The organism is Mucilaginibacter terrenus (assembly GCF_003432065.1).
Lineage (GTDB): Bacteria > Bacteroidota > Bacteroidia > Sphingobacteriales > Sphingobacteriaceae > Mucilaginibacter > Mucilaginibacter terrenus.
The window spans coordinates 2047872-2071248 of sequence record NZ_QWDE01000001.1 but is presented as its reverse complement, the minus strand read 5'-3'; the positions used below and the strand labels follow the sequence as shown (position 1 = coordinate 2071248).

At 41.2% G+C, this 23377-nt stretch carries 20 protein-coding genes; 11 read left to right on the top strand and 9 right to left on the bottom strand.

The window, feature by feature from the left end; all coding sequences use genetic code 11:
• Positions 1 to 2 precede the first annotated feature (2 nt).
• The 7 genes from DYU05_RS09245 to DYU05_RS09215 form a co-directional block, all read right to left on the bottom strand.
• Entirely contained in the window at positions 3 to 1136 is a 1134-nt protein-coding gene (locus tag DYU05_RS09245; RefSeq protein ID WP_117382659.1) for a hypothetical protein, read from the bottom strand.
• A gap of 62 nt (positions 1137 to 1198) precedes the next feature.
• Positions 1199 to 1723 (bottom strand): acyltransferase, encoded by a 525-nt coding sequence (locus DYU05_RS09240; protein WP_165852035.1) that lies wholly within the window; start codon positions 1721 to 1723, stop codon positions 1199 to 1201.
• A 98-nt stretch (positions 1724 to 1821) separates the two neighbouring features.
• Positions 1822 to 3045 (bottom strand): glycosyltransferase, encoded by a 1224-nt coding sequence (locus tag DYU05_RS09235; protein ID WP_117382657.1) that lies wholly within the window; start codon positions 3043 to 3045, stop codon positions 1822 to 1824.
• A gap of 2 nt (positions 3046 to 3047) precedes the next feature.
• Positions 3048 to 4394: a lipopolysaccharide biosynthesis protein gene (locus tag DYU05_RS09230; RefSeq protein ID WP_133300203.1), complete on the bottom strand. Its 1347-nt coding sequence runs from the start codon at positions 4392 to 4394 to the stop codon at positions 3048 to 3050.
• 29 nt (positions 4395 to 4423) lie between these two features.
• Entirely contained in the window at positions 4424 to 5821 is a 1398-nt protein-coding gene (locus DYU05_RS09225; protein ID WP_117382655.1) for a UDP-glucose 6-dehydrogenase, read from the bottom strand.
• Between the two features lie 132 nt (positions 5822 to 5953).
• Positions 5954 to 8362, bottom strand: a complete 2409-nt coding sequence (locus DYU05_RS09220) for a GumC family protein (protein WP_117382654.1) — start codon at positions 8360 to 8362, stop codon at positions 5954 to 5956.
• A gap of 16 nt (positions 8363 to 8378) precedes the next feature.
• Positions 8379 to 9149: a polysaccharide biosynthesis/export family protein gene (locus tag DYU05_RS09215; protein ID WP_117382653.1), complete on the bottom strand. Its 771-nt coding sequence runs from the start codon at positions 9147 to 9149 to the stop codon at positions 8379 to 8381.
• Positions 9150 to 9508: 359 nt separating this feature from the next.
• Between DYU05_RS09215 and DYU05_RS09210 the strand changes: the two genes are divergently transcribed.
• The 7 genes from DYU05_RS09210 to DYU05_RS09180 all read left to right on the top strand — a co-directional run bounded on the left by DYU05_RS09210 (position 9509) and on the right by DYU05_RS09180 (position 15843).
• Positions 9509 to 10246, top strand: a complete 738-nt coding sequence (locus DYU05_RS09210; protein ID WP_117382652.1) for a carbohydrate deacetylase — start codon at positions 9509 to 9511, stop codon at positions 10244 to 10246.
• A 271-nt stretch (positions 10247 to 10517) separates the two neighbouring features.
• Positions 10518 to 11285: a WecB/TagA/CpsF family glycosyltransferase gene (locus DYU05_RS09205; protein WP_117382651.1), complete on the top strand. Its 768-nt coding sequence runs from the start codon at positions 10518 to 10520 to the stop codon at positions 11283 to 11285.
• A gap of 87 nt (positions 11286 to 11372) precedes the next feature.
• Positions 11373 to 12299 carry a right-handed parallel beta-helix repeat-containing protein gene (locus DYU05_RS09200; RefSeq protein WP_317127853.1) on the top strand — a complete coding sequence of 309 codons (927 nt, stop codon included), beginning with the start codon at positions 11373 to 11375 and terminating at the stop codon, positions 12297 to 12299.
• Positions 12300 to 12387: 88 nt separating this feature from the next.
• Positions 12388 to 13749 carry a lipopolysaccharide biosynthesis protein gene (locus DYU05_RS09195; protein WP_117382649.1) on the top strand — a complete coding sequence of 454 codons (1362 nt, stop codon included), beginning with the start codon at positions 12388 to 12390 and terminating at the stop codon, positions 13747 to 13749.
• Positions 13750 to 13761: 12 nt separating this feature from the next.
• The gene (locus DYU05_RS21100) at positions 13762 to 13923 is read left to right on the top strand and encodes a hypothetical protein (RefSeq protein ID WP_165852033.1); all 162 of its coding nucleotides are present in this window, start codon (positions 13762 to 13764) and stop codon (positions 13921 to 13923) included.
• Positions 13924 to 14279: 356 nt separating this feature from the next.
• The gene (locus DYU05_RS09185; protein WP_117382647.1) at positions 14280 to 14840 is read left to right on the top strand and encodes an RNA 2'-phosphotransferase; all 561 of its coding nucleotides are present in this window, start codon (positions 14280 to 14282) and stop codon (positions 14838 to 14840) included.
• Complete coding sequence (locus DYU05_RS09180) at positions 14830 to 15843, top strand: ADP-ribosylglycohydrolase family protein (RefSeq protein ID WP_235853977.1); 1014 nt, start codon at positions 14830 to 14832, stop codon at positions 15841 to 15843. Before DYU05_RS09185 ends, DYU05_RS09180 begins: the two co-directional genes overlap by 11 nt.
• Positions 15844 to 15987: 144 nt before the next feature.
• On the opposite strand, the gene DYU05_RS09175 is transcribed toward DYU05_RS09180, so the two are convergent.
• Together DYU05_RS09175 and DYU05_RS09170 are read right to left on the bottom strand one after the other, a co-directional pair.
• A complete protein-coding gene (locus DYU05_RS09175; protein WP_117382646.1) occupies positions 15988 to 16563 on the bottom strand; it encodes an RDD family protein in 576 nt (191 codons plus the stop codon).
• A 21-nt stretch (positions 16564 to 16584) separates the two neighbouring features.
• On the bottom strand, positions 16585 to 19296 hold the full coding sequence (locus DYU05_RS09170; protein ID WP_117382645.1) for a PQQ-dependent sugar dehydrogenase: 2712 nt from the start codon (positions 19294 to 19296) through the stop codon (positions 16585 to 16587).
• 264 nt (positions 19297 to 19560) lie between these two features.
• Here DYU05_RS09170 and DYU05_RS09165 point away from each other — a divergent pair, with 264 nt between their 5' ends.
• The 4 genes from DYU05_RS09165 to DYU05_RS09150 all read left to right on the top strand — a co-directional run bounded on the left by DYU05_RS09165 (position 19561) and on the right by DYU05_RS09150 (position 23376).
• Positions 19561 to 19782, top strand: coding sequence for a helix-turn-helix domain-containing protein (locus DYU05_RS09165; RefSeq protein WP_117382644.1), 222 nt, complete (start codon positions 19561 to 19563; stop codon positions 19780 to 19782).
• A 136-nt stretch (positions 19783 to 19918) separates the two neighbouring features.
• Positions 19919 to 20515, top strand: a complete 597-nt coding sequence (locus tag DYU05_RS09160; protein ID WP_117382643.1) for a hypothetical protein — start codon at positions 19919 to 19921, stop codon at positions 20513 to 20515.
• On the top strand, positions 20512 to 20814 hold the full coding sequence (locus DYU05_RS09155; RefSeq protein ID WP_117382642.1) for a winged helix-turn-helix domain-containing protein: 303 nt from the start codon (positions 20512 to 20514) through the stop codon (positions 20812 to 20814). The genes DYU05_RS09160 and DYU05_RS09155 overlap by 4 nt, the downstream gene beginning before the upstream one ends.
• 51 nt (positions 20815 to 20865) lie before the next feature.
• Positions 20866 to 23376: an XrtN system VIT domain-containing protein gene (locus DYU05_RS09150; protein ID WP_117382641.1), complete on the top strand. Its 2511-nt coding sequence runs from the start codon at positions 20866 to 20868 to the stop codon at positions 23374 to 23376.
• The last annotated feature ends 1 nt before the right edge of the window (position 23377 follow it).

Below are 23377 nucleotides of genomic sequence, written 5' to 3'. Positions count from 1 at the left end.
CCTTACCCTTTAGTTTTTTCTACCACAAACACTGTATTGTTTTTTTTCTCGTTATAAATTACTCCTATGGCAAGCCAAATAAACATGTAGTGTGTTGAAAATGCAGCGAAGTTATCTATACTTAATAAGAAGAACTCCATCAACAAGAAAATAGACAATCTAAACCCCATTGATTTAAATTCCTTATTTAAAAAACCATCAATTAAAGCTTTTATAATTATGAAAAGAAATGGTACAAGTAATATGAGCCCGCCCTTAAGCAAGATATCTACAATACCAATTTCAGCTGAGAATCGTATTGGCTGATCGCCCCCTTCAGCATTATTATGATAAAAATAAGGACTGAAGTAGGTGCCTAAATAACCTCTACCAGCTATCCAATCTGTTCCTTTAAACTTAGAAAAAAACTCATTGAATATAAAAGTTCTAGTATCTACAGTATTAACAGAGTTTGATTTTATGAGTGATGTAACATGAATAAAAACCTTTTCAAAATATAGAGTAACGATTGTTAACGCGGCCGTTGTTACGGCAAGTACACTTATTTTGAAAATCTTTGTTCTAAGAAATTTGAAGATATAAAACAGATAATACAGTACAAAAATACCAGCAAACCTAATTGTAATAGCTCTATCAACAAAGAAGTTTGATATGAATATTATAGAAAGCATCAACAAGATTAGATAAATTTTTCTAATCGGTTTTTGCTCATTTATAAACAAAAACTCAAATAGTATTAAATAGCAAGCTTCGTTAATTAACACTGCCTTTTCACCACGAAAAAGATATAAATCCAGTAAAACAATTAACGGGAATATTGTATTGGAGACTTTTGCTATTTTCATTAAAACTGTAATTGAATTATCTTCAATGGACAGTGCGACAATTGCGATGAAAAAGCCTAAAAATGCTAAAGGGTTTGTAAATAATGTTATTAGCTGAGTTGTTTCCGGAGTCAAAGACCAAACTAAGACACCAACAACAAAAAATAAGTATAACAATATAAACTTATTACCAGAATTGGCACCACCTTTTCTTCTGATTACTCCGTTACACAATGCAGCAACTACATAAAAGCCGATAACTGCACCAACACTCAATATTCTAAATAAGAAAATCTTACTCTGTATGAACATGCTAAAGCTCACAGATCCTATTAGAATGAAGTAATATAAATAGGGGATTAACTTTCTTTTATTCACAATAATTTCTTTATTAGTTTTGCGGGGTTGCCTGCCCAAATTTCGTTGTCGGGTATAGAACGGGCAACCACAGCCCCGGCACCAACTACAGCATTTTTGCCAATAGTTACACCTTTTAAGATGATGGCATGTGCGCCAATAAATGCTCCATCGCTAATGTGTACAGGTGCTGTATTCACATTACTATTGTGTTCGGCCCGGCTCAGCCTTTTTGCTGCTTCAATAGGATGAAAATCTGTATCATATATGGCAACCCCTCCGCCAATTCTTACGTTGTTACCAATAGTAATATTGCGTTGGCTTACAATAGAAATGCAGCTAACCCCTACATTGTCTCCAATGGTTATACTGCCACCATCGTTTACAATAAAATAGCACTGTTGCTGCCGGCCTATCATGTTGTGATACTTGCCGCTGTTCATACTAAATTTTTTACCTATGTTAAAATGGCCTTTTAAGTTCACGTTAACTATAGGTACCCCTCTAGCTACAAAGTCTGAGTGAAATTTTACGCCATTCATTTTAAATTTAACAAACGTTATAACCCAGCAAATTGGTAACGATAGTTGAAAATAAACATGCTTTAACCCTTTTAAAATATATCTTAATAGCATGTTTATCAATTTAAAAGAGCCTTGTAAACACTTAGGTTATCTTTAATAATTGTTTCCTTATTGTGCCTTGCCAAAGCAGTAATACGGCCTTTTGCTCCTATTGTACTGGCTAATTCTCTGTTCTTGTGAAGTTGAAGTATAGCACTGCATAAACTAAACGGGTCGTTTGCAGGGACCAGAAAACCATCTTCCTGATGATTGATGATCGACGGTAAGCCTCCTGTATTCGTCGCAATTACCGGAATGCCCAACAGTTGGGCTTCGCAAACACTATTTGGGCTGTTGTCAATATAAGATGGGTGTACAAAAACCGACGAACTCAAAATGGCATCGATAAGTTCATTGGCGTTTGCTATTCCAAGTAACTCAACGTTCAGGTCCTTTGCATATAAATTTAATTTTTTTTCCCAAAATGTATAGGAACTAAGCCCGAATACCTTCCACCTGAATTTTACATTCGATACTGATTTTAACAGACTGGCCGTTTTAAGGATCAAGTCAAAGCCTTTATATAAATTGGGCGATATGGTTGTGATTATTTCAATGATTTCAGTGCCATAATTTTGCCATGGCACTGCGTTGTAAAAAGCACTTCTTAGCATTTCGCTGCAGTAGAAGTAGCGGGCTTTGCCGTTGTATAATGCAGCCACATTGTTGTCCCAAGTGGTGCGGCCAATAAAGTTTGGGCAGTTGGCTAATATCTTATGTTCGCGTTTAGCATTTAATTTATAGATACGAAGCTTTTTTATATAAGATATATAGTTCTTAATTCCAGCATAACGTAAATAGTCAAAGTTGCTTACTCCTGGCGGGAACCAAGCGTTCATGTACGGAATTAAAATACCCTGTAAATGAATGACTACAGGTATTTTAGTATAATACGAAATTAATCCAAAACTTTTTTCGCTGCCAAAGATATGTATAATATCGGGCTGGAAATCTGCTATCACCTGCAAGAATGCTTGCACCTCAACAGCATCGTATTTTTCATAAAATAACACGTGCTTGGTTCTTTTCAAAAAACTGTCGTAAAGCGCAATTGGATAATATGTAGTTTTATTTTGTTTTACTTTGAATGATTTATCAGTAGAAAAAAAGCTAATTGCGAGTTCTAACTCAGGCTCATCAACAATAGACTCCTCCAATGAAGAGATCCACCCGCCTCCATTATTTGAGGTAACATGGTTGTTAAATAAAGAGGGTGTATTTGTGAACCAAAGAATGCGCATTTTTAAAGCTTTTTAAAAATTTTTTTGAACTCAAGTGGCGCAGCCAGCAGGCCATTGGCATTGGCTATAATTAAACTGATACTGATTCCTAAAATGCCTAAATTCATTTTTATAGCTATTAGGTAAGTCATTGGGATAAATAGTACCATCGTTACTAAAGAGATGTAAAATTGAGTTTTAAGCCGACCTAATCCGTTTAAGATGTGAACATAAATCATTCCGTAGGACATTGATAGCACATAAAGCATTACTCCTAAGCTGGTGATGAAGTGAACCTTTACCATTCTATGTAACCATATGTTAAAGATATATGGAGACAGTAATAAGATAATTATTGCAGCAACTGCAAAACCCATCCATATTTTAAAAAGATTCTTTTCTAAAGCTTTGATCCAACTATAATCACCTTTAACCTTTGCTTCTGTAACGGCGCTCCATACAGGGGTCATGACAATGCCAAACACCATCAAAATTACGCTGAATAGCTTATAGGCAACGTTGTATTCTGTTACGCTGGTGGGATGGAAGTACCTGCTGATTAATACGTTGTCTGTTTGATATTGAACGATTCCTGCCATGCTTATGACAAAAAACTTACCACCTACATTCATGATACTTTTAGAGCTCGCGAAAGAGATGTCTTTCAAGGAGGGGATTAGATCCGGTCTTTTAAATCCAAAGAAATAAACATTAATTGTTATGAGCGATAATAAAGTGCCGGAAAAGTATGCTATTCCTAAATTTAAAAGGCTGCCTGATGTTGTATACTTAAAAACAACTATAAATATCAGAGACAGCAGACTCCCAAATAATAACGTGAAAGACACCGCTGATGATTGTTGAAATGCATAGTTTATAGAATTAATTATTTGCAAAACAAATTGTATACAAAAGAAGCCAAAAATGATACCCATTAAGTCCTTAATATCATTTTGATAATTAGCAGAAATGTTCAGAATGGATGAATAATTCACAAGATGATTTACCATCCAAAAAATACAAAACAGCCCTATAGAAATGATGATTAAAGAGGCGTAAGCAGTACTTATTAATTTCCTAACGGTCTTAATATCATCATTTGCAATAGCTATAGACAGTTGATTACGTAACCCATTGCCTAGGCCGATATCAAAAAAGTTAAACCATAAAACGATTGTACTTACACTTAGCCAAATACCATATTTTTCCGGATTAACATAGTTGATAGTGAGCGGTACCATTAGCAAATTAATGGCAATACTCCCACCTTTCAACAACAATGAAAGAGCAACATTCTTTTTAGCTTTTGAAGATCTTTCGTGGCCTTTGTTTAGAAGTAAAAAGAGTTTGCTCTTAATTGCTTGAATCATAATAAGTCGTGATAATGTTATTTGTTGACTTATTTACCTATACTATAAACCTTAAAACCAATTTCGGTCAGAGCTTTTTTGTTGACCACATTTCTGCCATCAAACAAAAAGGCTGGCTTAATCATGTTGTCGTAAATACGTTGCCAGTCATAAGTTTTAAACTCATCCCATTCTGTCATTACCGCTATGGCATGGGCGCCTTTGCAGCAGGCGTATGCATCTTCATATACGTCCACCAACTCTGCATTCTTTTCAGCTTTACGAGTTTCCAAATAGTTTAAATCGCCTAATATTTGGTCTTCAGCAACCTTTGGATCGTAAACAGCAATAGTTGCCTGCTCGTTTAAAAGATCGTCAGCAACATAAATAGCAGCAGATTCGCGGGTGTCATTGGTGTCTTTTTTAAACGCCCAACCTAGGAAAGCAATCTTTTTGCCTGAAATGGTGTTGTAAAGCGTTTTAACAATTTTAGTAGCAAAACGTCTTTTTTGATGATCATTCATGATGATAACCTGTTCCCAGTAATCAGCAACTTGTGTTAAGCCGTAAGAGCGGGCTATATACACAAGGTTAAGAATGTCTTTTTGAAAGCACGAGCCACCAAAGCCAACTGATGCATTAAGGAACTTCGGGCCAATACGGCTATCAGTACCGATTGAACGCGATACCTCTGAAATATCTGCGCCTGTATGTTCACAAAGCTCAGATAATGCGTTTATTGATGATACACGCTGCGCAAGAAAAGCGTTTGCCGTTAATTTAGAAAGCTCAGAAGACCAAAGGTTGGTAGTTAATATACGTTCTTTAGGCACCCAATTAGCATAAACGTCAACAAGTGCCTGGATAGCTATTTGACCTTCTTCTGTTGTATCACCACCTATTAAAATACGATCTGGAGCGTGGAGGTCTTCCACTGCTGTTCCTTCCGCTAAGAATTCAGGATTAGACAATATCTGAAATTGAACATTGTTGCCGGTGTTCTGCAGTATACTTTTCACAGCTTCAGCAGTTCTCACTGGCAAAGTAGATTTTTCAACAACTATCTTGTCTGTCTTTGATACTCTGGCAATCTGCCTGGCGCAAAGCTCGATATATTTAAGATCGGCGGCCATTCCCTTACCGGTACCATAAGTTTTGGTAGGTGTGTTTACCGATATAAAAATCATCTCGGCGTCAGCAATTGCCTCATCAACTTGGGTAGAAAAGAATAAATTTCTGCCTCTTGCTTCTGCTACGACCTCTGCCAGGCCAGGCTCATAAACAGGTATGTTTTCTGTATTTGGATCATTCCAGGCATCTATACGGGCCTGGTTTAAATCAACAACAGTGACTTTAATGTGCGGACACTTTTGTGCAATTACGGCCATTGTAGGCCCACCTACATAACCTGCGCCGATACAGCAAATTTTCGTTATAGCTTTGTTCATTAGGATTGGATTTTTCTTTTGTTAATTAAACCTAAGGTAATTGAACGTAATAGTTGAGCTGAATGTTAGGAGTTTACCATATTACAAGTAAAATATTGCGATAGTATAAACTTGTTACTGCACTACTGCAGATTAAAATCTCCTTAGGAATGTTCTTAGTTTAGAGCCTAAAGTTTCTTTTTCTTTATCAGTGTATGTATTGTAAGAGCTGTAGTAGCTATTGGTATAACCATAGCCATAGTTGAACTGATCTCGTTTGATACCGTTAAATACCAATGTGAATTTGGGGAAACGTTTAGCAGAATCTACGTCATTAATAAAGTCGAGTTCGTCTTTTAACGTATGACCCTGACGAATCATGTAAACTACTGCATCTGCCGTTCTTGAGATGATGTAAGCATCAGTAACCAGGTGAATCGGAGGTGAGTCGATAAGTATATCGTCGTAGCTTTCCTTCAGTTTGTTTATAAGGTCATCAAGACGTTCCTTTTCAAGTAATTCTGAAGGATTTGGCTGTATTGGACCACAACCAAGTACGTCTAACCCTGGAATGCCTGATGGTTGTATAAGCTTAGTTACATCATTAGCTGTTTCAGCCAAATAGTCACTTATTCCAGGGTGTTCAGATGAAAGATTGAATACTCCCGATATCTTTGGCTTACGCAAGTCCATCTCCAAAATAATTGTTTTCCTTGAAGCATAGGCTAAAGTAACTGCCAGATTGGAGCTTACAAAGCTCTTGCCTTCACTACCAACGCTGGAGGTAAATAAGGTTACACGCCCCGAGTTGTTATTTGCGTGAAGGTGGGACAAATTAGTACGTAGCACCCTGAACTGCTCACCGATAACAAATTTCCCACGTCCTTCTGTAACCACGATAGGGGTAGTATCCTCCTGGTAAGATAACTCACCAAGTATTGGAACGTTAACAGCATCTTCAATTTGCTTACGATTGCTAATCCGTTCGTTAAGGCTTTCCCTGGCGTAAAGCAATCCAATCGGTGCAGCGAGTCCCAGCAATACTGCAATTGCATAAACTATACCCGGCTTAGGCCACTTGGCTTTACCGGCGTGAGCATCATCAACAATTTCGGAGTCGGACACCGTGGAGGCATACCTTAATGCTACAGATTCTCGTTTTTCAAGTAAGTAGGAGTATATTTTTTCTTTACTTTCTTGTTCCCGTTTCATTGCAGTGTAAACACGGTCTTGTTCGGGTATTTTCTTTAGGTCTGAAATAATACCGTTATTAAAAGACTGCATTTGCGACTTGATAGCCAATTGCGATGCTTTCAAGGCTTTAACCTTTTCTCTAAAAGCTACTTGCAACGTTTTTATTTGATCATTTATTGGGTCAAACATTGGATTGCCAGCAGGGATTGTTGCCAGCATTTCTGATCTTTTTGTTTGTAGATTAGTTAGCTTTTCATAAAGTGCCATTAAACTCGGATCAGACAAATACGCGCTTGTAGGAGGTAACTTAGAGATATCATCTCCGGATGCTTTAAGCGTACGTTCCAAACCATCAAGTATTTTCAACTGGATTTCGGCATCGTTTAAAGCTTTTATATTAGCCTGTCTTATATCTCTAAAGCCTTGACCTTGTGATGTCACGTCGGTCATGCCCTGAGTGCTCTTAAATTCCTCTATCGCCTTTTCGTCTATGCTTAAATTGCGGTTTAACGAATCTAATCGAGCGTCAATAAAGTCGATTGCCTTTTTAGCATCTTTGTTTTTTGATGACATCGCATCTGCCTTATATTGGGCCATCAACTCATTTAATACGTCTTTACCTCGTTCAGGTACCTCGTCTGAGGTAGAAAGGTTAACAAAAGGTGCATCCTTATTCTCCAACTCAACTTTTACCTTAGAGAGCTGGTTGTCGGTAACCTGATCGGGGTCGCTAACATTGATGTTAATAGTAGCACCCAAATAGCCGCTTATATTATTGGTAGCAGTTAAAGTCCATGTACCGAAAGTGCTTTTCACAGGGCTGCCAAACTTATAGTCCTTATCACCTTCATCAGGATTCGACAAGGTAAAAGTCTGTGAGTCTTTTATGATTACGGTAAGTTTCGCACCATTTCCGTCTATTGTACCAGTTGTTTTTACAAAAGAAAATAGCACCGGACTACGTTTGTATAGATCCTCTTTTTTACCGTTTATCTTAGTAGAATAGTTAACCCAAAGCTGAAGATCATTTACCACCTTGTACATGATCTTTTTTGATTGCATTACTTCAATCTCGTTCTCGACGATAACCGGAGTGCTAATAGGGTCCAGTTGCTGATCCTGGCCACTTTTATTAATAACCGTTCCTTCTGAACTTGTTGGGCCTTTAAATTCCAATGTAGCAACAATTGGATAGGTGGGTTTAGATACTTTTAGATAGAAGAATGCCAGTATAACGAATATTATTACGCCTAATACAAACAGTGGCCAGTGAAATAGATATTTTTTTACCAGGTCACCAGAATTGTCGGGATTGGTATCCCCGGCAGGTAAGGTAAAGGTAGTTAATTGAGTTTTTTGCTTGCTCATATAGTAGGATGCTGTATTATCGGGTTAAAAGAATTGCGAGAATTGACAAGGCTGAAACTAACAAGCCAGCTTTTTGGAACGTAGTGCCTTCGTTCTGCGCCCTTGCCTGGTTTGGCTGTACGTAAATCATATCATTATTTTTTAAATAATAATAAGGCGAGTTAAATAGGTTTTTAGATGTGAGATCTAAGGGAACATACGTACGCTTTCCGTCAACTTCGCGCACCAATAATATTTTGCGGATACCTGTTACGTATAAATCACCTGCAAGGCTAAGGGCCTCAGTTACGGTTGCCCTTTCGTTGTTAATAGTATAAACTCCCGGTGCTCGTACATCTCCCATAACGCTCACTTTAAAGTTTTGAATTCGAACATTAACCCTTGGCTTGGTTAAATAAGGCAGTAGCTTTTCTTCGAGCAGCTTTGCTATGTCGAATGTGCTCATCCCCAATACATTAACATCGCCAACAAGAGGCAGACGTATGTTGCCCGCTTTGTCAACAAGGTAACCTACAACCGCATTTTGCTCGCTTTTATCAAGATTTGTTCCGGATGGGCGCTCAAGATTGTAGTTGAACAGATACGACGCGTCCGGGTTCATGCTGGTAACATGTATGCCAAGTAAATCGCCGGGCTGGATTGTTAAAGGAGTTTTATTAGTAATATCTTCAGTATGTATGCTGTCTCGGTTTAGATCCTGAAAATAAGGAACGTTTTTGTAAGATGTACATGAAGAAACAAAAAATGCGAGGGCTAAAAAAATAGGTAAGAGATGTTTTAATTTCATATTGATTTAGTTAACTAAAATTGAATAAGTGCGCAATTGTATTTGAGCCATTTACTAATATTACGGCGTCTGCCAAAGGTGGCTGAAATTAAAAAATCGTGCGCTATTAATCAACAGTAGTGTTAAGCTCAGAAATTTGGGGGAAAAACCAAGCAAGAAAAACGGTTGATCTACTCTCATGTTCGCAAATAATTGCTGTGTTGCCAACTTATTTCCATTGCGAAAATAATAAAAAATATGAAATGGTGAATTTTTTAAGTTTTTTTTTGCGGTAATTATAGCAATATCCGGCTTGGCGTTGCAAATATTCAAATTTTACTTTTTGTGAAATAATTTCTTTTTCATATAATAGGCACTTGATGCAGATTCCCAAAAATGTATTAGCCAACGCCGATGACTTTGGTTATAGTAGCTCTGTAAACAAAGCTATTTTATTGTGTTATGAACGCGGCATTATAAATAGTACATCATTGATGACCAACACAGAAGGTTTTTACGATGCGGTTGAAAAGATTCACTCAAATTCGGCGATAACAAACATAGGGGTACATGTTGATCTGGCAGAATTAAGGCCTATAACAAACATAGATCCTTTTTTTTTAAACGAGACCGGTGGTTGGAACATTTCCGTAACAGGAAGTTTAATGCGCTATTTTTCATCAGCACAAAAAGACGCTTTGTATAAGGAGATTGTAGCGCAAGTGAATCGTGCAATTGACCAGAAGATTTTTATCACTCACATAGATTCGCATTTACACTTGCATACTTTACCTGCTTTTATTGGGATTTTTTCACAGGTTGCTAAAGAATATCGCTTGAAACTTAGGTTAGCTCAAACTTATCGGCAAGGTAGCTTTACAAAATACTTGTACAGATATATCATAAATCAAAAGCTAATCAGAAAAGAACTTAATTACTCAGACCGCTTTGAAACGATTGAATATTTCTTAAGTAAGTACCCGAACAGTAATATAGCCCGCAAAACAGAGTTAATGCTGCACCCGGATTTAGATGCTAACGGAAATTTAGTAGATCACTACGATAGTAATACTATGATAAGATGGTTGGATTTTTTAGGACAACCATATACAAGTTAACAACGTATATTACATACTTAAACAAATAAGCCAATAACCGGGTAAGCCTATTAAAGTATATATTTTGACTGGAAGTAAATTTTAATGTTAAAATTTATAATTTTATCCTTTTACAAGAGATTATGGTTTAACAAATTTCTTTAATGTCTTTTATTACAGTAGTGCGCCCAATTTTGATTAATTTTCTGAAGCAATAATTTATTTGGCATGATGTTTTTAGGGGTGTATAACAGCTCAGGGGTTTTAGAACCAACTATTTTTTAAGAAGGGAATGGCGAAGAACTCTACGTTGAATTTATTTGAGTATCCAATCTTTACCTCCACCTTAGACCAAGTTGAAGTTGATAATAAGTCTAAGTATGTTATAAATACTTTAAATCAATACTCATATATTATTGCTGAGAAAAATCCGGCTTTCAAGAAGGTTTTACTTGAGTCTGATATACTTTTACCCGATGGAGTAGGGATCGTAGGGGCAGTGAAAATCCTACTAGGAAAAAAAATTAAGAAGATAGCTGGAGCCGATCTCCATTCTTATATGTTAAACATAATGAATCTAAAAGGTGGGAAATGCTTCTATCTTGGTTCTTCTGTAGAAACACTTGAAGGTATACGCAATCGTTTATCAGTAGAATACCCCAATATACAGGTAGAACTTCATTCGCCACCATTTAAAGATAACTTTACTGAAGAAGATAATTCTGATATGATAAAGCATATCAACGCCTTTAAGCCTGATGTACTTTTTGTAGGAATGACTGCTCCTAAACAAGAAACCTGGGTGTATCACAACAAACATAAACTTGATGTGAAAGTGATTTGCTCAATAGGAGCGGTATTCGATTTCTACTCAGAAACAGTAAAGCGGCCAGGTAAGTTTTGGATTAACTTGGGTTTAGAGTGGTTCATCCGCTTGCTTAATGAACCTAATCATCTATGGAAGCGTTATCTGCTTTATGGACCTGTATTTGTTCATAAAGTAGGGAAGGAAAAGTTTTCTTTAATGTTAAAAGGTAAAGCTTATCTGGGCGATAAGTAAGCAGTTGGTTTACAGTTCAGTATCTTAACTGCCAGGAGGTTTGGAACTCCAGTAAATAACTTAACGGTATTGGAAAAGATTATTAAGGTGCTTCGGTGTTACTTATTATTAGGTATCTGTGTAATATCTGTAAACTGCAACTCCACCGCACAAAAGTCTAAGTACAGTATATCACATCCTTTAAAGCTTTCAGGTATAAATAGCAAAGTGATATCCGACTTGGACATCACCGGAGATACATCAAATTGCATTAGCCTCAACCAATGTAGTAACATAACAATTCAAAACTGTAGGCTTCGAAACTCCGCTAAAATTGGGATCAACATTCTTAATTGTAAGAATATTAAAATCATCAACTGTTATTTTGAACAGGTGGCAACGGGTGTTTATGTTTTTAAAAGTCAGCAGGTTAATGTTCGTCAAAATCAATTTAAAAACATGCAAGGCCCTTTCCCGCGCGGCCAGATGGTACAGTTTGATGAGGTGACGGGAGCGGGGAATAAAATAAGCGATAATATAGGTGAAAACCTGCCTGGTAAAAGTTTGCCGGAAGATGCCATTAACCTGTATAAAACAACAGGTACAGCTACAAGTCCGGTTGAAGTGATTGGTAATCGTATTCGCGGAGGTGGCCCAAGTAAAACAGGGGGAGGTATTATGCTTGGCGACAATGGCGGTGGTTTTAGTATCGCAAAAAATAATATATTGGTAGACCCTGGTCAATACGGTATTGCGATAGCTGGAGGTACCCATATAAGTGTCATTAACAACAACATATACGGCCGGCGGCAGCCATTTACTAATGTCGGTATTTATGTTTGGAATCAGCATACTTCCGCTTGCGCTTTGAATGTGGTTCAAGGTAACCTCGTCAATTTTAAAAGTGCCGATGGCGCATCAAACCCGGGCTGGAACCAGGGTAATTGTGGTAAGGTTTATGGCTGGGAAAATAACGACTGGAATGCTCCTATAAACGCATCTATGCTCCCTAAACAACTGTTTGCGGTGCAATAATTATCGGCTATAAGCATGGTAAATATAGTAGCTTTGTACAACTATATGCTTATGCAAAAAGGACGTTTACCTATGCTTACTTAACATTATGCTATCTTTAATTAAAGACAAGGTAAAAGCTTTTTGGAGTAACGGAGACGAGCGTAGCCTGCAGGTTAAACGTAATATTATTTATACTTTTCTAATTCGCGGACTAAGCGTTCTTATAGGGTTTATGCTATTGCCACTTACCATTAATTATCTTAACTCAACACAATATGGTATTTGGGTTACTATGGCTTCCCTGGTGGCTTGGATCAATACCTTTGATATAGGGCTGAGCAATGGCCTTCGGAATAAATTGGCTCATGCACTGGCCCTTAATGAGCACGAAACAGTGCACCGCGATGTTAGTACAACTTATGCTTTGCTATGCATAATAGCAGCAGCTGTGTTCCTATTATTCTTCACAATAGGCTCCTTTTTTAATTGGAACGAGCTGATGCGCGTACCCGCCACGGTTAACTTCGACGTATGGTCTGTATTGGTAATCACCCTGGCTTCTTTTTGTATACAGTTTGTTTTACAGCCTGTTAATAGTATCCTTACCGCTACACACCAGCCTTTTAAAGTTTCAGTTATCACGCTGATGGGGCAGGCATTAACATACCTGGCCATTTGGCTTTTATCGCTATGGAGCAAAGAAAATTTATACCTGTTAGTGCTTATAACATCCGGAACACCGGTACTGGTGTTGCTTGTAGCTAACCTATACCTATTCGCTACAAGTCTCAAAAGCTTCATTCCCAGGGTTAAAGGTATATACCTAAATAACGCTAAAAGCCTGCTTACCGTAAGTGGCGCCTTCTTTTTCATACAAATAGGTGCGCTTGTACTTTATGAGACCGACAATATCGTGATCACAAGAGTGTTAGGGCCAGACCAGGTAACATTGTTTAATATTCCTTTCAAGTATTTTTCTATTATCAATATTATATTCTTTATCATTATAACACCTTACTGGAGCGCCTTTACAGATGCTTACGCTAGAGGAGACCTTCACTGGATTAAACAGTCTGTCAATAAGATGCGCAAGCTTTGGCTGCTTGCATCGGCGTTTGCAGTTGTGCTTTACCTTTGTGCGGACGTTGTTTACAAGCTGTGGATAGGACACGGTATTGCTGTTCCAGATATGCTCTCGCTTGTTATGGCTGTGTATGTAATACTACAAACCTGGATGGTAATACACGCTTACCTGCTTAATGGCGTAGGCAAGCTGAGGGTTCAATTGATACTGGTAATAAGTATAGGAATTATAAATATACCACTGTCTATATGGCTGATAAAGCAGGTAGGCTTGCCCGGCACGGTACTGGCCAATATTATAGTTATGTTGCTGACTAACATTGTTATAACCTGGCAATGCAAGCTCATCATGGACAACAAAGCCACCGGAATCTGGAACCGATGATTGCAAAGATATATGGAAAACAAACCAAAAATACGGCTTGAATGGGTTCCAGAGGCGTATAAAGACCCAATCACAAATGCTCGGAGGGATGAAAAATTGCCGCAGATTAAGAGCACGCACAACTTTAATAAGGTGCCATTAAAAGCTTTAAAGAAGAGTATTAATAAGAAATAATAATTATTATTTTACTGGCAAAACACTGTCACCACTTTAGTGCAGAAATTTTTGTTTATTGGGGTGCTGATTTTCAAGACCGAAATGATGGGAATTGTTCCATATTGGTGATCCAAAACCTTCAAAAACCACATTTTTTTTAACAGATAAAAGTGCTGTTTCTTCCGAATAAAAACTTCCGCGGCAAGAATTTCAAAAATCGTGTTTTGGGGGTCAAAAATCCTGAACTTTTCAATCCGGTAACCTAGTCGTGAAATTTCCGACGGCATCACTACACAGTTGCGATTATTGGACTGTTTGTTCATCAACTTCGTCGCGGTTTAATAAGCGATGTTCTTTTATTAATTTTACCACTGATGATAAGTGAAAAGGAAACGACAGCCATCAGTAAATTCCTGAGCCTGGTTTTACGCCACAACCCAAAGTTAATTGTTATACAACTGGACGCGGCAGGATGGGTGCGTGTTGATGAATTACTGGAAAAGATGGCAGCGCATGGTAAGCCATTAACCCGTGCAGTACTTGACCATGTGGTGGCAACTAACACAAAGAAGCGTTTTGCCTTTGACGAGCATGGCGAGAAGGTCCGTGCCAGCCAGGGCCACTCGGTAGAAGTAGAGCTTGGTTTGCAACCGCAAACGCCACCTGCGACACTTTATCACGGTACCGGTAGTCAATCTGTAGAAAGTATTTTGGCGACAGGGTTAGAAAAGCGCAACAGGCAGCGCGTACATCTGAGCGCCGATACCGAAACGGCCACCAAAGTTGGGCAGCGGCACGGTAAGCCGGTGATTTTTGAAGTAGCAGCTTTAGATATGTACGCGCAGGGGCACAAGTTCTATCTATCAGAAAATGGCGTTTGGCTAACGGATGTTGTGCCACCTGTATTTTTAAAGCTCATGTTAAATGGAAAATAAACCAGTAAAGCCGGAATGGGTGCCGGCGGCGTACCGTGGAAGCCTAATCAAAACAGGCACCCTAAAAAGCATGGAGAATATTTGTAGAGGTATACTATTTGGCGTAGCCATTGGCGACGCGCTAGGAGTACCTGCCGAATTTAAGAGCCGGGAACAACTGGTAAATTCGCCTGTAACAAATATGATTGGCTGGGGTACTCATGAACAGCCTCCTGGTACATTCTCTGATGATAGTTCCCTTACTTTTTGCTTGGCCGAAGCTATTGCCGACGGATTCGACCTAAATAAAGTAGCAAGTAACATGATCAACTGGCGCTATCGCAAGTACTGGACAGCTCACAACGAAGTTTTTGATGTTGGGATTACCACGCAAAGTGCCATTGACCGTTTAGGGGCAGGCGAAAGGCCGGAATTTGCAGGCGATTTTGACGAACGCAGTAACGGAAACGGCTCGTTGATGAGGATACTTCCTCTGCTTGTTTTTATAAAGGACAAAGCTGTTAACCAAAGATATGAACTTATTAAGCAGGTTTCATCGATTACGCACATGCATGTGCGTTCGGTGATATCGTGTTTTTACTATCTGGAATTTGCTTTAGGCTTATTAAATGGCGGAGACAAAATAGCTGTTTACCAAAACCTGCAAGTCACCGTTGCCGAGTATTTGAGATCAATTGAGATAGTTGCCGGTGAGCGACAGATGTTTGATCGGTTGCTGATAGACAGGATAGACATGATTCCGGAGGGGCAGATACAAAGCAGCGGCTATGTGCTTCACACATTAGAAGCAAGTATCTGGTGCCTGCTTAATTCTGATAGTTACAAGGATGCAGTGTTGAAGGCCGTGAACCTCGGCAATGACACTGATACAACCGCAGCCGTAACAGGCGGTTTAGCTGCGTTACTGTACGGTTATCAAACCATTCCTGCAGAATGGCTCAATCAATTAGCAAGAAAAGATGATATAGAAGATCTGGCGATAAGATTATCCGGAGCGGTCTGACCTGATATCTGCGCTAAACTGCCGTCATCAACCTCGTGTTCTTGTCTGCTTTCGATGAACTTCAAACATATTTATTGTACTTCGCGATTGGTGCCGAAGGTGTATAAAGAATGGATGATCACACGGAACCATAAATACGAATTACTACGCTAACATCTCCCTGATCTCCGTTACCTTCCTTTCATCTACTACATAAGTTTGGCATACCGTGTTATTTAAGTTCATGTTGTAGCGGTGTGACAATCCATCAGGATCTGGAAACCTGAACTTAACACCCGGAAGTTGCGAAAGATTCAATGAGGCGAGCGCGTTGCGTTTTAGCGACAGGAACAAAGGGGGAAAATTGCCGTAATCATCCAGCACCTTAAGCCTTATTATCTTTTTTCCTAAGGTGCAACCGTAGTAGTGTTCCAGTAAGGTGCCGTAAATGGTGGCCACAACTACGGAAATTAATGCCGACCACCAGCTATCATGAGTAACAAGCTGTAGCGGAATAAAAAATAAAGTCATATCGATCAGCTTGGCCCAAAGCCTGGGGAAATGGCTTTCGATAGCTGGATTATAATGAAGTTGGAAGGTTAATTCCTGGTATTGTAGCTTACCATCATCGCCCCTTGAGGGCCGGTGAACTGTTTGCTCGACAATAGTTTCAGATATTCTTTTCAATAGCAGTAATCTACCATCCGAGATGTACTTTCTGCTAACAACGTATAACGCCATTGGCTGAACTCTGTACCCGGTTTAATCATTATTAAACTTTACAGTTCCAAATCTTAACGGCGTGCCGGTAAATACAAGGTAAAGGTCTGTTACGCCAAGTCCGTCTGGCAGGTCGAGGGTTAGTTTTTGCAGGCCATTGTAGCTGCCGGTAAATGATTTGATGACCTTCCCATCAGGCGCTCCCGAGCGAAGTTCAATGGTACTCACCGGGTCTGTGCCGCGACCGCGGGGAATAAGCGCCAGCTCAAGGTTTTTGATGCCAGACAGGTCGGTTTTGGCGAACTTTACCCACGCGCCACCATCTTTTACTACCGCAACTGTACTGTCGCGGTTATAAACCATGTTGTGCGTTTCGCTAACATCTTTAACAGGCACCAGCTGACCGCGTAGTACCACAATGTTTTCACCCAGTATAGGCGCTACAGTGCCGGTCCCTTTATCTGTATACGCAGCGCGGAAGATAAAGCTGCCGTTCTCGTTATCGCCTTTCGGGATCGCCGTTACATAAGTGCCGCTTACCGGCATCGATTTTTGTGCTTTTTGAGGTGTGGCCGTGCTCATGATGTATCTCACTACGCTATTCAGCTCGTTAGCAGACAGGGCAGGGTGGGCAGGCATTGCGGCATCGCCCCATACACCCGAGCCGCCGGTTTTTATCTTTTTAGACAGGTAAGTTACCGCGTTAGGGTCGTTCTTGTATTTTTTGGCAACTGATATAAAAGCCGGACCGAGCAATTTTTCTTTAACAGCGTGGCAAGACCTGCAATCGCTTTTGTTGATGAGCGCCATACCGGCTGCAAACTTAGCAGAGGCATCTACACCCTGCTGTTTCTGGGCAATTGCGGTCATGTTGTAACCTTCGGACAGGTAGTTAACGCTTACCGACACCTGGGACGGAGAAATACGCTTGTTGGCCAAACTGCCATCCTCCTTATCGTTAACGTTTACTTTGTATGTCACGGTTTTACCCGGGAAGAAGAAGCTGCTATTACCTTTAGTGATATTAACTGCAACAACCGGTGGCTCGTTACCCGCTTTTATGGTTACTGCCTGGCTGTTCTTTAAGCCTTTCAGGTCGGCTACAGTGAGGGTGGCTTTATAAACGCCCGGTGTAGTAAAGGTTACCGACGGATTTTGTTCCTTTAGCGTTTTGTAGGGTTTGCCATTTTTGGTGATGGCCCAGGTATAGCTAAGTACGTCATCGTCGTCAAAGTCTTTTGTGCCTGCAGATGACAGGTTAACCTTAAAGGGTACCGAACCGGCTGTTTTGTTAGCAGCCGCCTGCACCTGCGGCCTGCGGTTGCCGCCGTTAAATTCAATACGGATAAGTTCTGCCTCGGGATTGTTGCGGAAGTAACCATTGCCATACTCCAGCACGTACAGGTCACCTTCGGGGCCAAACTTCATATCTATAGGTCCGCGCAGTTTTAGCTCTGGCAAAAAGCGCTCCATGCTTTTGTAATTGCCGTTCTCATCTATCTCTACCACGTTTATCCAACCGCGCACCCAATCGGTTATCAGCCATTTGCCTTCATAATACTCAGGGAAGGGCCGTTTAGGATTTTTAAAATCGGCGCGGCGAAAGATAGGGCCACCTACCGCGCTGTTACCGCCACTTTCCATCAGCGGGAACTTTTCGCTGATGCCTTTAGCATACCAAATGAAAGCAGGTGTTGCAGGCGGCAATTCTACCAAACCGCTGCTGTTGGGCGAATGGTTCTCCGGGTGTTCGGCGTTAAAAAAATCGCCTGATTGTTTGGTGGCGAAGTCGTACTTGCGGTAAGCCTTATTATCACCAACAAAGTACGGCCATCCGTAGTTGCCTGGCTTTTTAGCCTGGTTAAACTCGTCGTAAGATTGCGGACCACGCTTTTCAAAATCGTCCTTTGATCCATCCGGACCAACTTCGCCCCAGTACAGCCAGCCTGTTTTGCTGTCAATGGTGAGCCGCCATGGGTTACGGTTTCCCATGGTATATATTTCTGGTTTAGTCTTCGGCGTGCCGGGAGGGAAGAGGTTCCCTGCCGGGATAGTATAAGTACCATCTGCCTGTGGATGTATGCGCAGGATCTTGCCCCTCAAATCGTTGGTGTTCGACGATGATTTTTGCGAGTCCTCAGGTGACATACCCGGGCGCTCGTCCAGCGGCGTAAACCCATCGCTCGCGCGGGAAAAAGTATTGTCGCCGGTGCTCAGGTACAGGTTCTTATCCTTATCAAACAGCATACCGCCGCCTACGTGGCAGCACTCCTCACGCTGGGTAGGCACATCCAAAATGGTTTTTTTGGTGTTCAGCAGTATCTCTTTTCCCAGCCAAACGTAACGTTCCAGCGTGTTCTTGGCGACATCGCCTGCGGGTGCATAGTATAAATAAATCCAATGATTGGTCTCGTAATCAGGGTCGAGTATAACGCCCTGCATTCCGTCCTCGCCTTCGCTTACCTCACCCTTTTTGTTCACATACTTGGTGCTAACGGCAAACTCGCCTATCACGGCTATCTTGTTGGTGGCCGGGTCATAAACCTTTATCTTACCCTTGCGTTCGGCGTAAACAACGCGACCATCCTTCATGATCTGGAACTGCATAGGCTCTTGCACATCCTGCGCCAGTACCACTTTGGTAAAACGGTTTTCCTCAGGCTTTTTAGGGGTTTGCGCATGCAAGGTAATGGTAGCAACGCTCAGCAGTAGTACAGCCGGCAGCGCCTTGAACAGGGTAAAGGTTTTAAACATATAAGGTTGGAAGAATTAGGTGTTTAACTGGTTGATAACACTGGCTAAAATAGCTGTTATAAAGCAAATTAAAGTATAAAACTTTTATTTAGTGAAAATAACTAAATAAAAGTTTTAACGATGGTTATAGCCACTATCGGGGGTGCCTATAATTTGAAGAAGGAGTAAATCTTAAATATTAAAACCATATGGAATGAATACTCGTAATTATCAACAACTAAATGCCTAACCCGTTGTTAATGAACCATAATATCAGACACTTACATGTTAAATGAAAAAACACTTGCAGCGGCTATCAAAACCAGGAGGCTGCAGCTTAATTACACCCAGGAGTATATAGCGTACAAGCTTAACATGTCGCAAAACGCCTACAGCAAAATGGAACTGGGCTATACCTCCATCACCGTAAGCAGGCTTATTGAGCTTTGCCGCGCACTGGAAACGGACCTTTTTGACATGCTGAAACCTGTAATGCAGGTAGCATAACGCATTCTTTCTACCGTGCCGGCGTGCTGTCTTGCCGCCGGCATTAAACAAAACCTACAAAAATTTACATCTATTTTCATTTTCCTCTTGCAGGATCAAATTATGTTGCGTTACTTTGAAGTACAAAGTACTTTAAATGGAAGATAAAGACCTTATTGACGAGATCAGCTCGATAAAGAACATTATGGAGCGCAGTACCCGGTTCATCACCCTTAGCGGGCTGTCGGGTGTTATGGCAGGTATTTACGCGCTAATTGGTGCGTTCCTGGCATACCGCATGTTATATCTTCAGCCGATATATGATTTTAAGGCGCTGGACATACAGCTGTTTACCCTGGCGCTGGTGGTGCTTTTCTTTGCTGTAACTACCGGCATCTTGCTTACTTACCGTAAGGCACGCCGCAGTGGTCAGTCCATTTGGAACAAGAGCAGCCAGAACATGCTTATGGCAGGCGCGCTGCCTTTGCTTACCGGTGGGGGCTTTGCTTTAACCATGTGGTACAACGGTTATGTATGGTTAATAGCATCTGCTTGTTTAATATTTTACGGCCTGGCCGTAGTTGCTGCAAGCCAGTACACTTTTGGTGATGTAAAATGGCTTGGCATTTGCGAAATTGCGCTGGGTTTAATGGCCGGTATCTTTACAGGTTATGGTTTGTTTTTTTGGGCCTTTGGCTTTGGTATACTGCATATTTTGTATGGTACCGTTATGCACTTTAAATACGACAGGTGAAAGTAACGCTAAATAATTTTGATAAAGCTTTTGAGAACCGCATCCGGCTGCAGATAATGAGCGTGCTGGTGGCTAACGAGAGCTACGACTTTAATTCGCTGAAGGAACTGCTGGACGTAACCGACGGCAACCTGGCCTCGCACCTGAAAGCGCTGGAGAAGGAGGAGTACATAACGGTGAATAAAACTTTTTTGGGGAGGAAGCCCAACACCCGTTATGTAGCATCTGAACTTGGCAGGGCAGCATTCAAGCGGCACCTGCAGGAGCTTGAAAATTTAATTAGGCAGCAGAAAGCCTAATTTTTTTTAACTATTTACTTTTAAATTCAAAGTACTTTTAAATACACAAAAATGAAAAAGATCGTCAGTTATTTTTGGGCAGACAAATTCGGGCTGGTTTGCATAGGGGTTATTATTGCCTCGTTCGGCTTGTTTTTGGTAGCCGATACATTTCCCGGGCGTGATAACTTTGGTAAGTTCTTCGCCAATTACATCATATCCATTTTAATGAGTGTGGCGGTGTTTTCCACAGCGTTTAAACAGCACCGTTGGCACTTAAGTAAGGGTAAGGCGGAGTATACCGCTTATCTGCTGGTAATATGGTTCATCAGCGCATTTGCATTAAACCGGGAGATGAATGTATTTGAAGACAGTACCGACTGGCTGTGCATATGGATAGTTGTATCATCACTGGCACTTACCCTGGCTGCCCGCTACAAGGATATGCAGGGATTTATTAAGTACGTTGTTTTCCTGCTGCTCGGGATCGCGCTGGCGCTGTTCCTGTATTATGCTTTTTACCTGCTGCCGTTGTACATCGTTAGCATAGTAGGCATGATAGCTATTGGCATATCTTTTCATACCTATATCCCCATGCTGATGGCCATTGTTGCCATACGGATCATCATTCGTGCTTACAGGGACGACAAACGGGTGTTGTATGCGGCTGTTGCGGGGTTTGCGGTGCCGGTTGTTATAGCGGGTGTGTTCCTGTTCTATTGGGGACAGGCAAGCGATAAGATCAACTTCGCTGTGAATCAAAACACACTTAATGAAGGCAAATTGCCCACCTGGGTAGCGGTGAGCCGCCAACTGGAACGCACGCCGGTTACCGAGCGGATAATGAAGGCAGGTTTGGTATACCACGAAGTAAGCCCTGATGGTAACCTTTTTTGGGGCGGCTTCCCTACTATGTCTTTCGACGCAAAAAAAGAGCACGACCCGCTGGTGGTACTTGCAACGTTGTTCTTCGAGAAACCTAATCTGGATGAAAGTGATCAAATTAACATACTCAAAGCCATGTACAACTCGCGTCACCAGGCGCAGGAACGGCTCTGGAGCGGCGACCAACTGCAAACGGTAAGTGTTATCAGCAACGTAAAACTTTTCCCCGAGTACCGTTTCGCCTATACCGAAAAGACACTTACGTTACGCAATAACAGTAACTGGGAATGGAACAACCAAGAGGCTATTTACACCTTCCACATGCCCGAGGGATCGGTAGTGAGTTCGTTATCATTATGGATAAACGGCAGGGAAGAAAAATCAAGGCTAACAACCAAAGCTAAGGCTGACACTGTGTACAAGACCATTGTAGGTGTAGAGCAGCATGACCCATCGGTTGTGCACTGGCAGGAGGGTAATACGGTAAGCGTGCGCGTGTTTCCGTGTACCACCAAAGAGAACCGCCGCTTTAGAATAGGTATCACCAGTCCGCTACGGCTGCAGGGCAAAAGATTACTGTATGAGAATACCTTTTTTGAGGGGCCTGATGCCAGGACTGCTGTTGAAACGCTGCAGCTTTGCTACAGCAACAAACCGGCTGACCTGCAAATTCCATCAATATTTAAGCAAAGTGGGGTAGACCTTTACAGTGGAACCGGCACTTACCAGCCGGAGTGGGAACTATCCTGCGATGCGCCGGCACTATCAGCAACTGCCTTCAGCTTTGCAGGCCAAAATTATAAGGTAAGCGAGGATGTACCCGCCTACGAAGCCTTTGAACCGAAAGCTGTGTACCTGGATGTGAACAGCGCCTGGACGGAAGAGGAATTTAAAGCGGCTTATCGGGCTGCTGGCAACCAACCGGTTTATGTTTACTACGATAAGCTGGTGCGGCTGACTGATGAAAATGCAGATGAACTATTCCAGCTGTTACGTAGTCAAAACTTTAGCTTGTTCCCGTTTAGCCAGATAAAAGAACCTGCTACAGCGCTGGTGATCACCAAAAGCGATGGTGCATCGCCAAACCTGACGGACCTGGACGGCAGTGGCTTCGCCAATGAACTAACATCATACTTAAAAGAGCCAAGGCAAGTAAGGGTGTTTAACATTGGCACAAAGCTTACTCCGTACTTGAAAGCTTTGAAAGAGATGAGAGTTTTTAACTACAGTGAGGGCGCCCCGCGGGAACTCTTCGCATTGTTGAACAATAAGCAATTTACAAAAAGTCCGGAGAATGATTTTGTCACTGCTATCGCAGCAGCCGGGTTCAACATCAGCAAAACTGAAGGTAGCGCGTCCGGACAGGCGCCTGATCATCTGCTGCGCTTGTTTGCTTACAATGATATCATGAAAAAGGTTGGTCCGGAATACTTTAAACACGGGGATGTTGATACCACCAATGTAGCCGAGGCAGAACAAGCGTATATTGTTTCGCCCGTGTCCAGCATGATCGTGCTGGAAACGCAGGAGGATTACAAACGCTTCGGCATTGACGAAAATAAGGACAGCCTGAAGAACGCTTCTATGAAGTCTTCCGGTGCTGCCCCGGAACCACAGGAATGGCTGCTTATTATCCTCGGTGCAGCTATAGTGGCAACGTTCATCTACCGGTCTAAAAAAGCAGTTCCGCAATTATAAT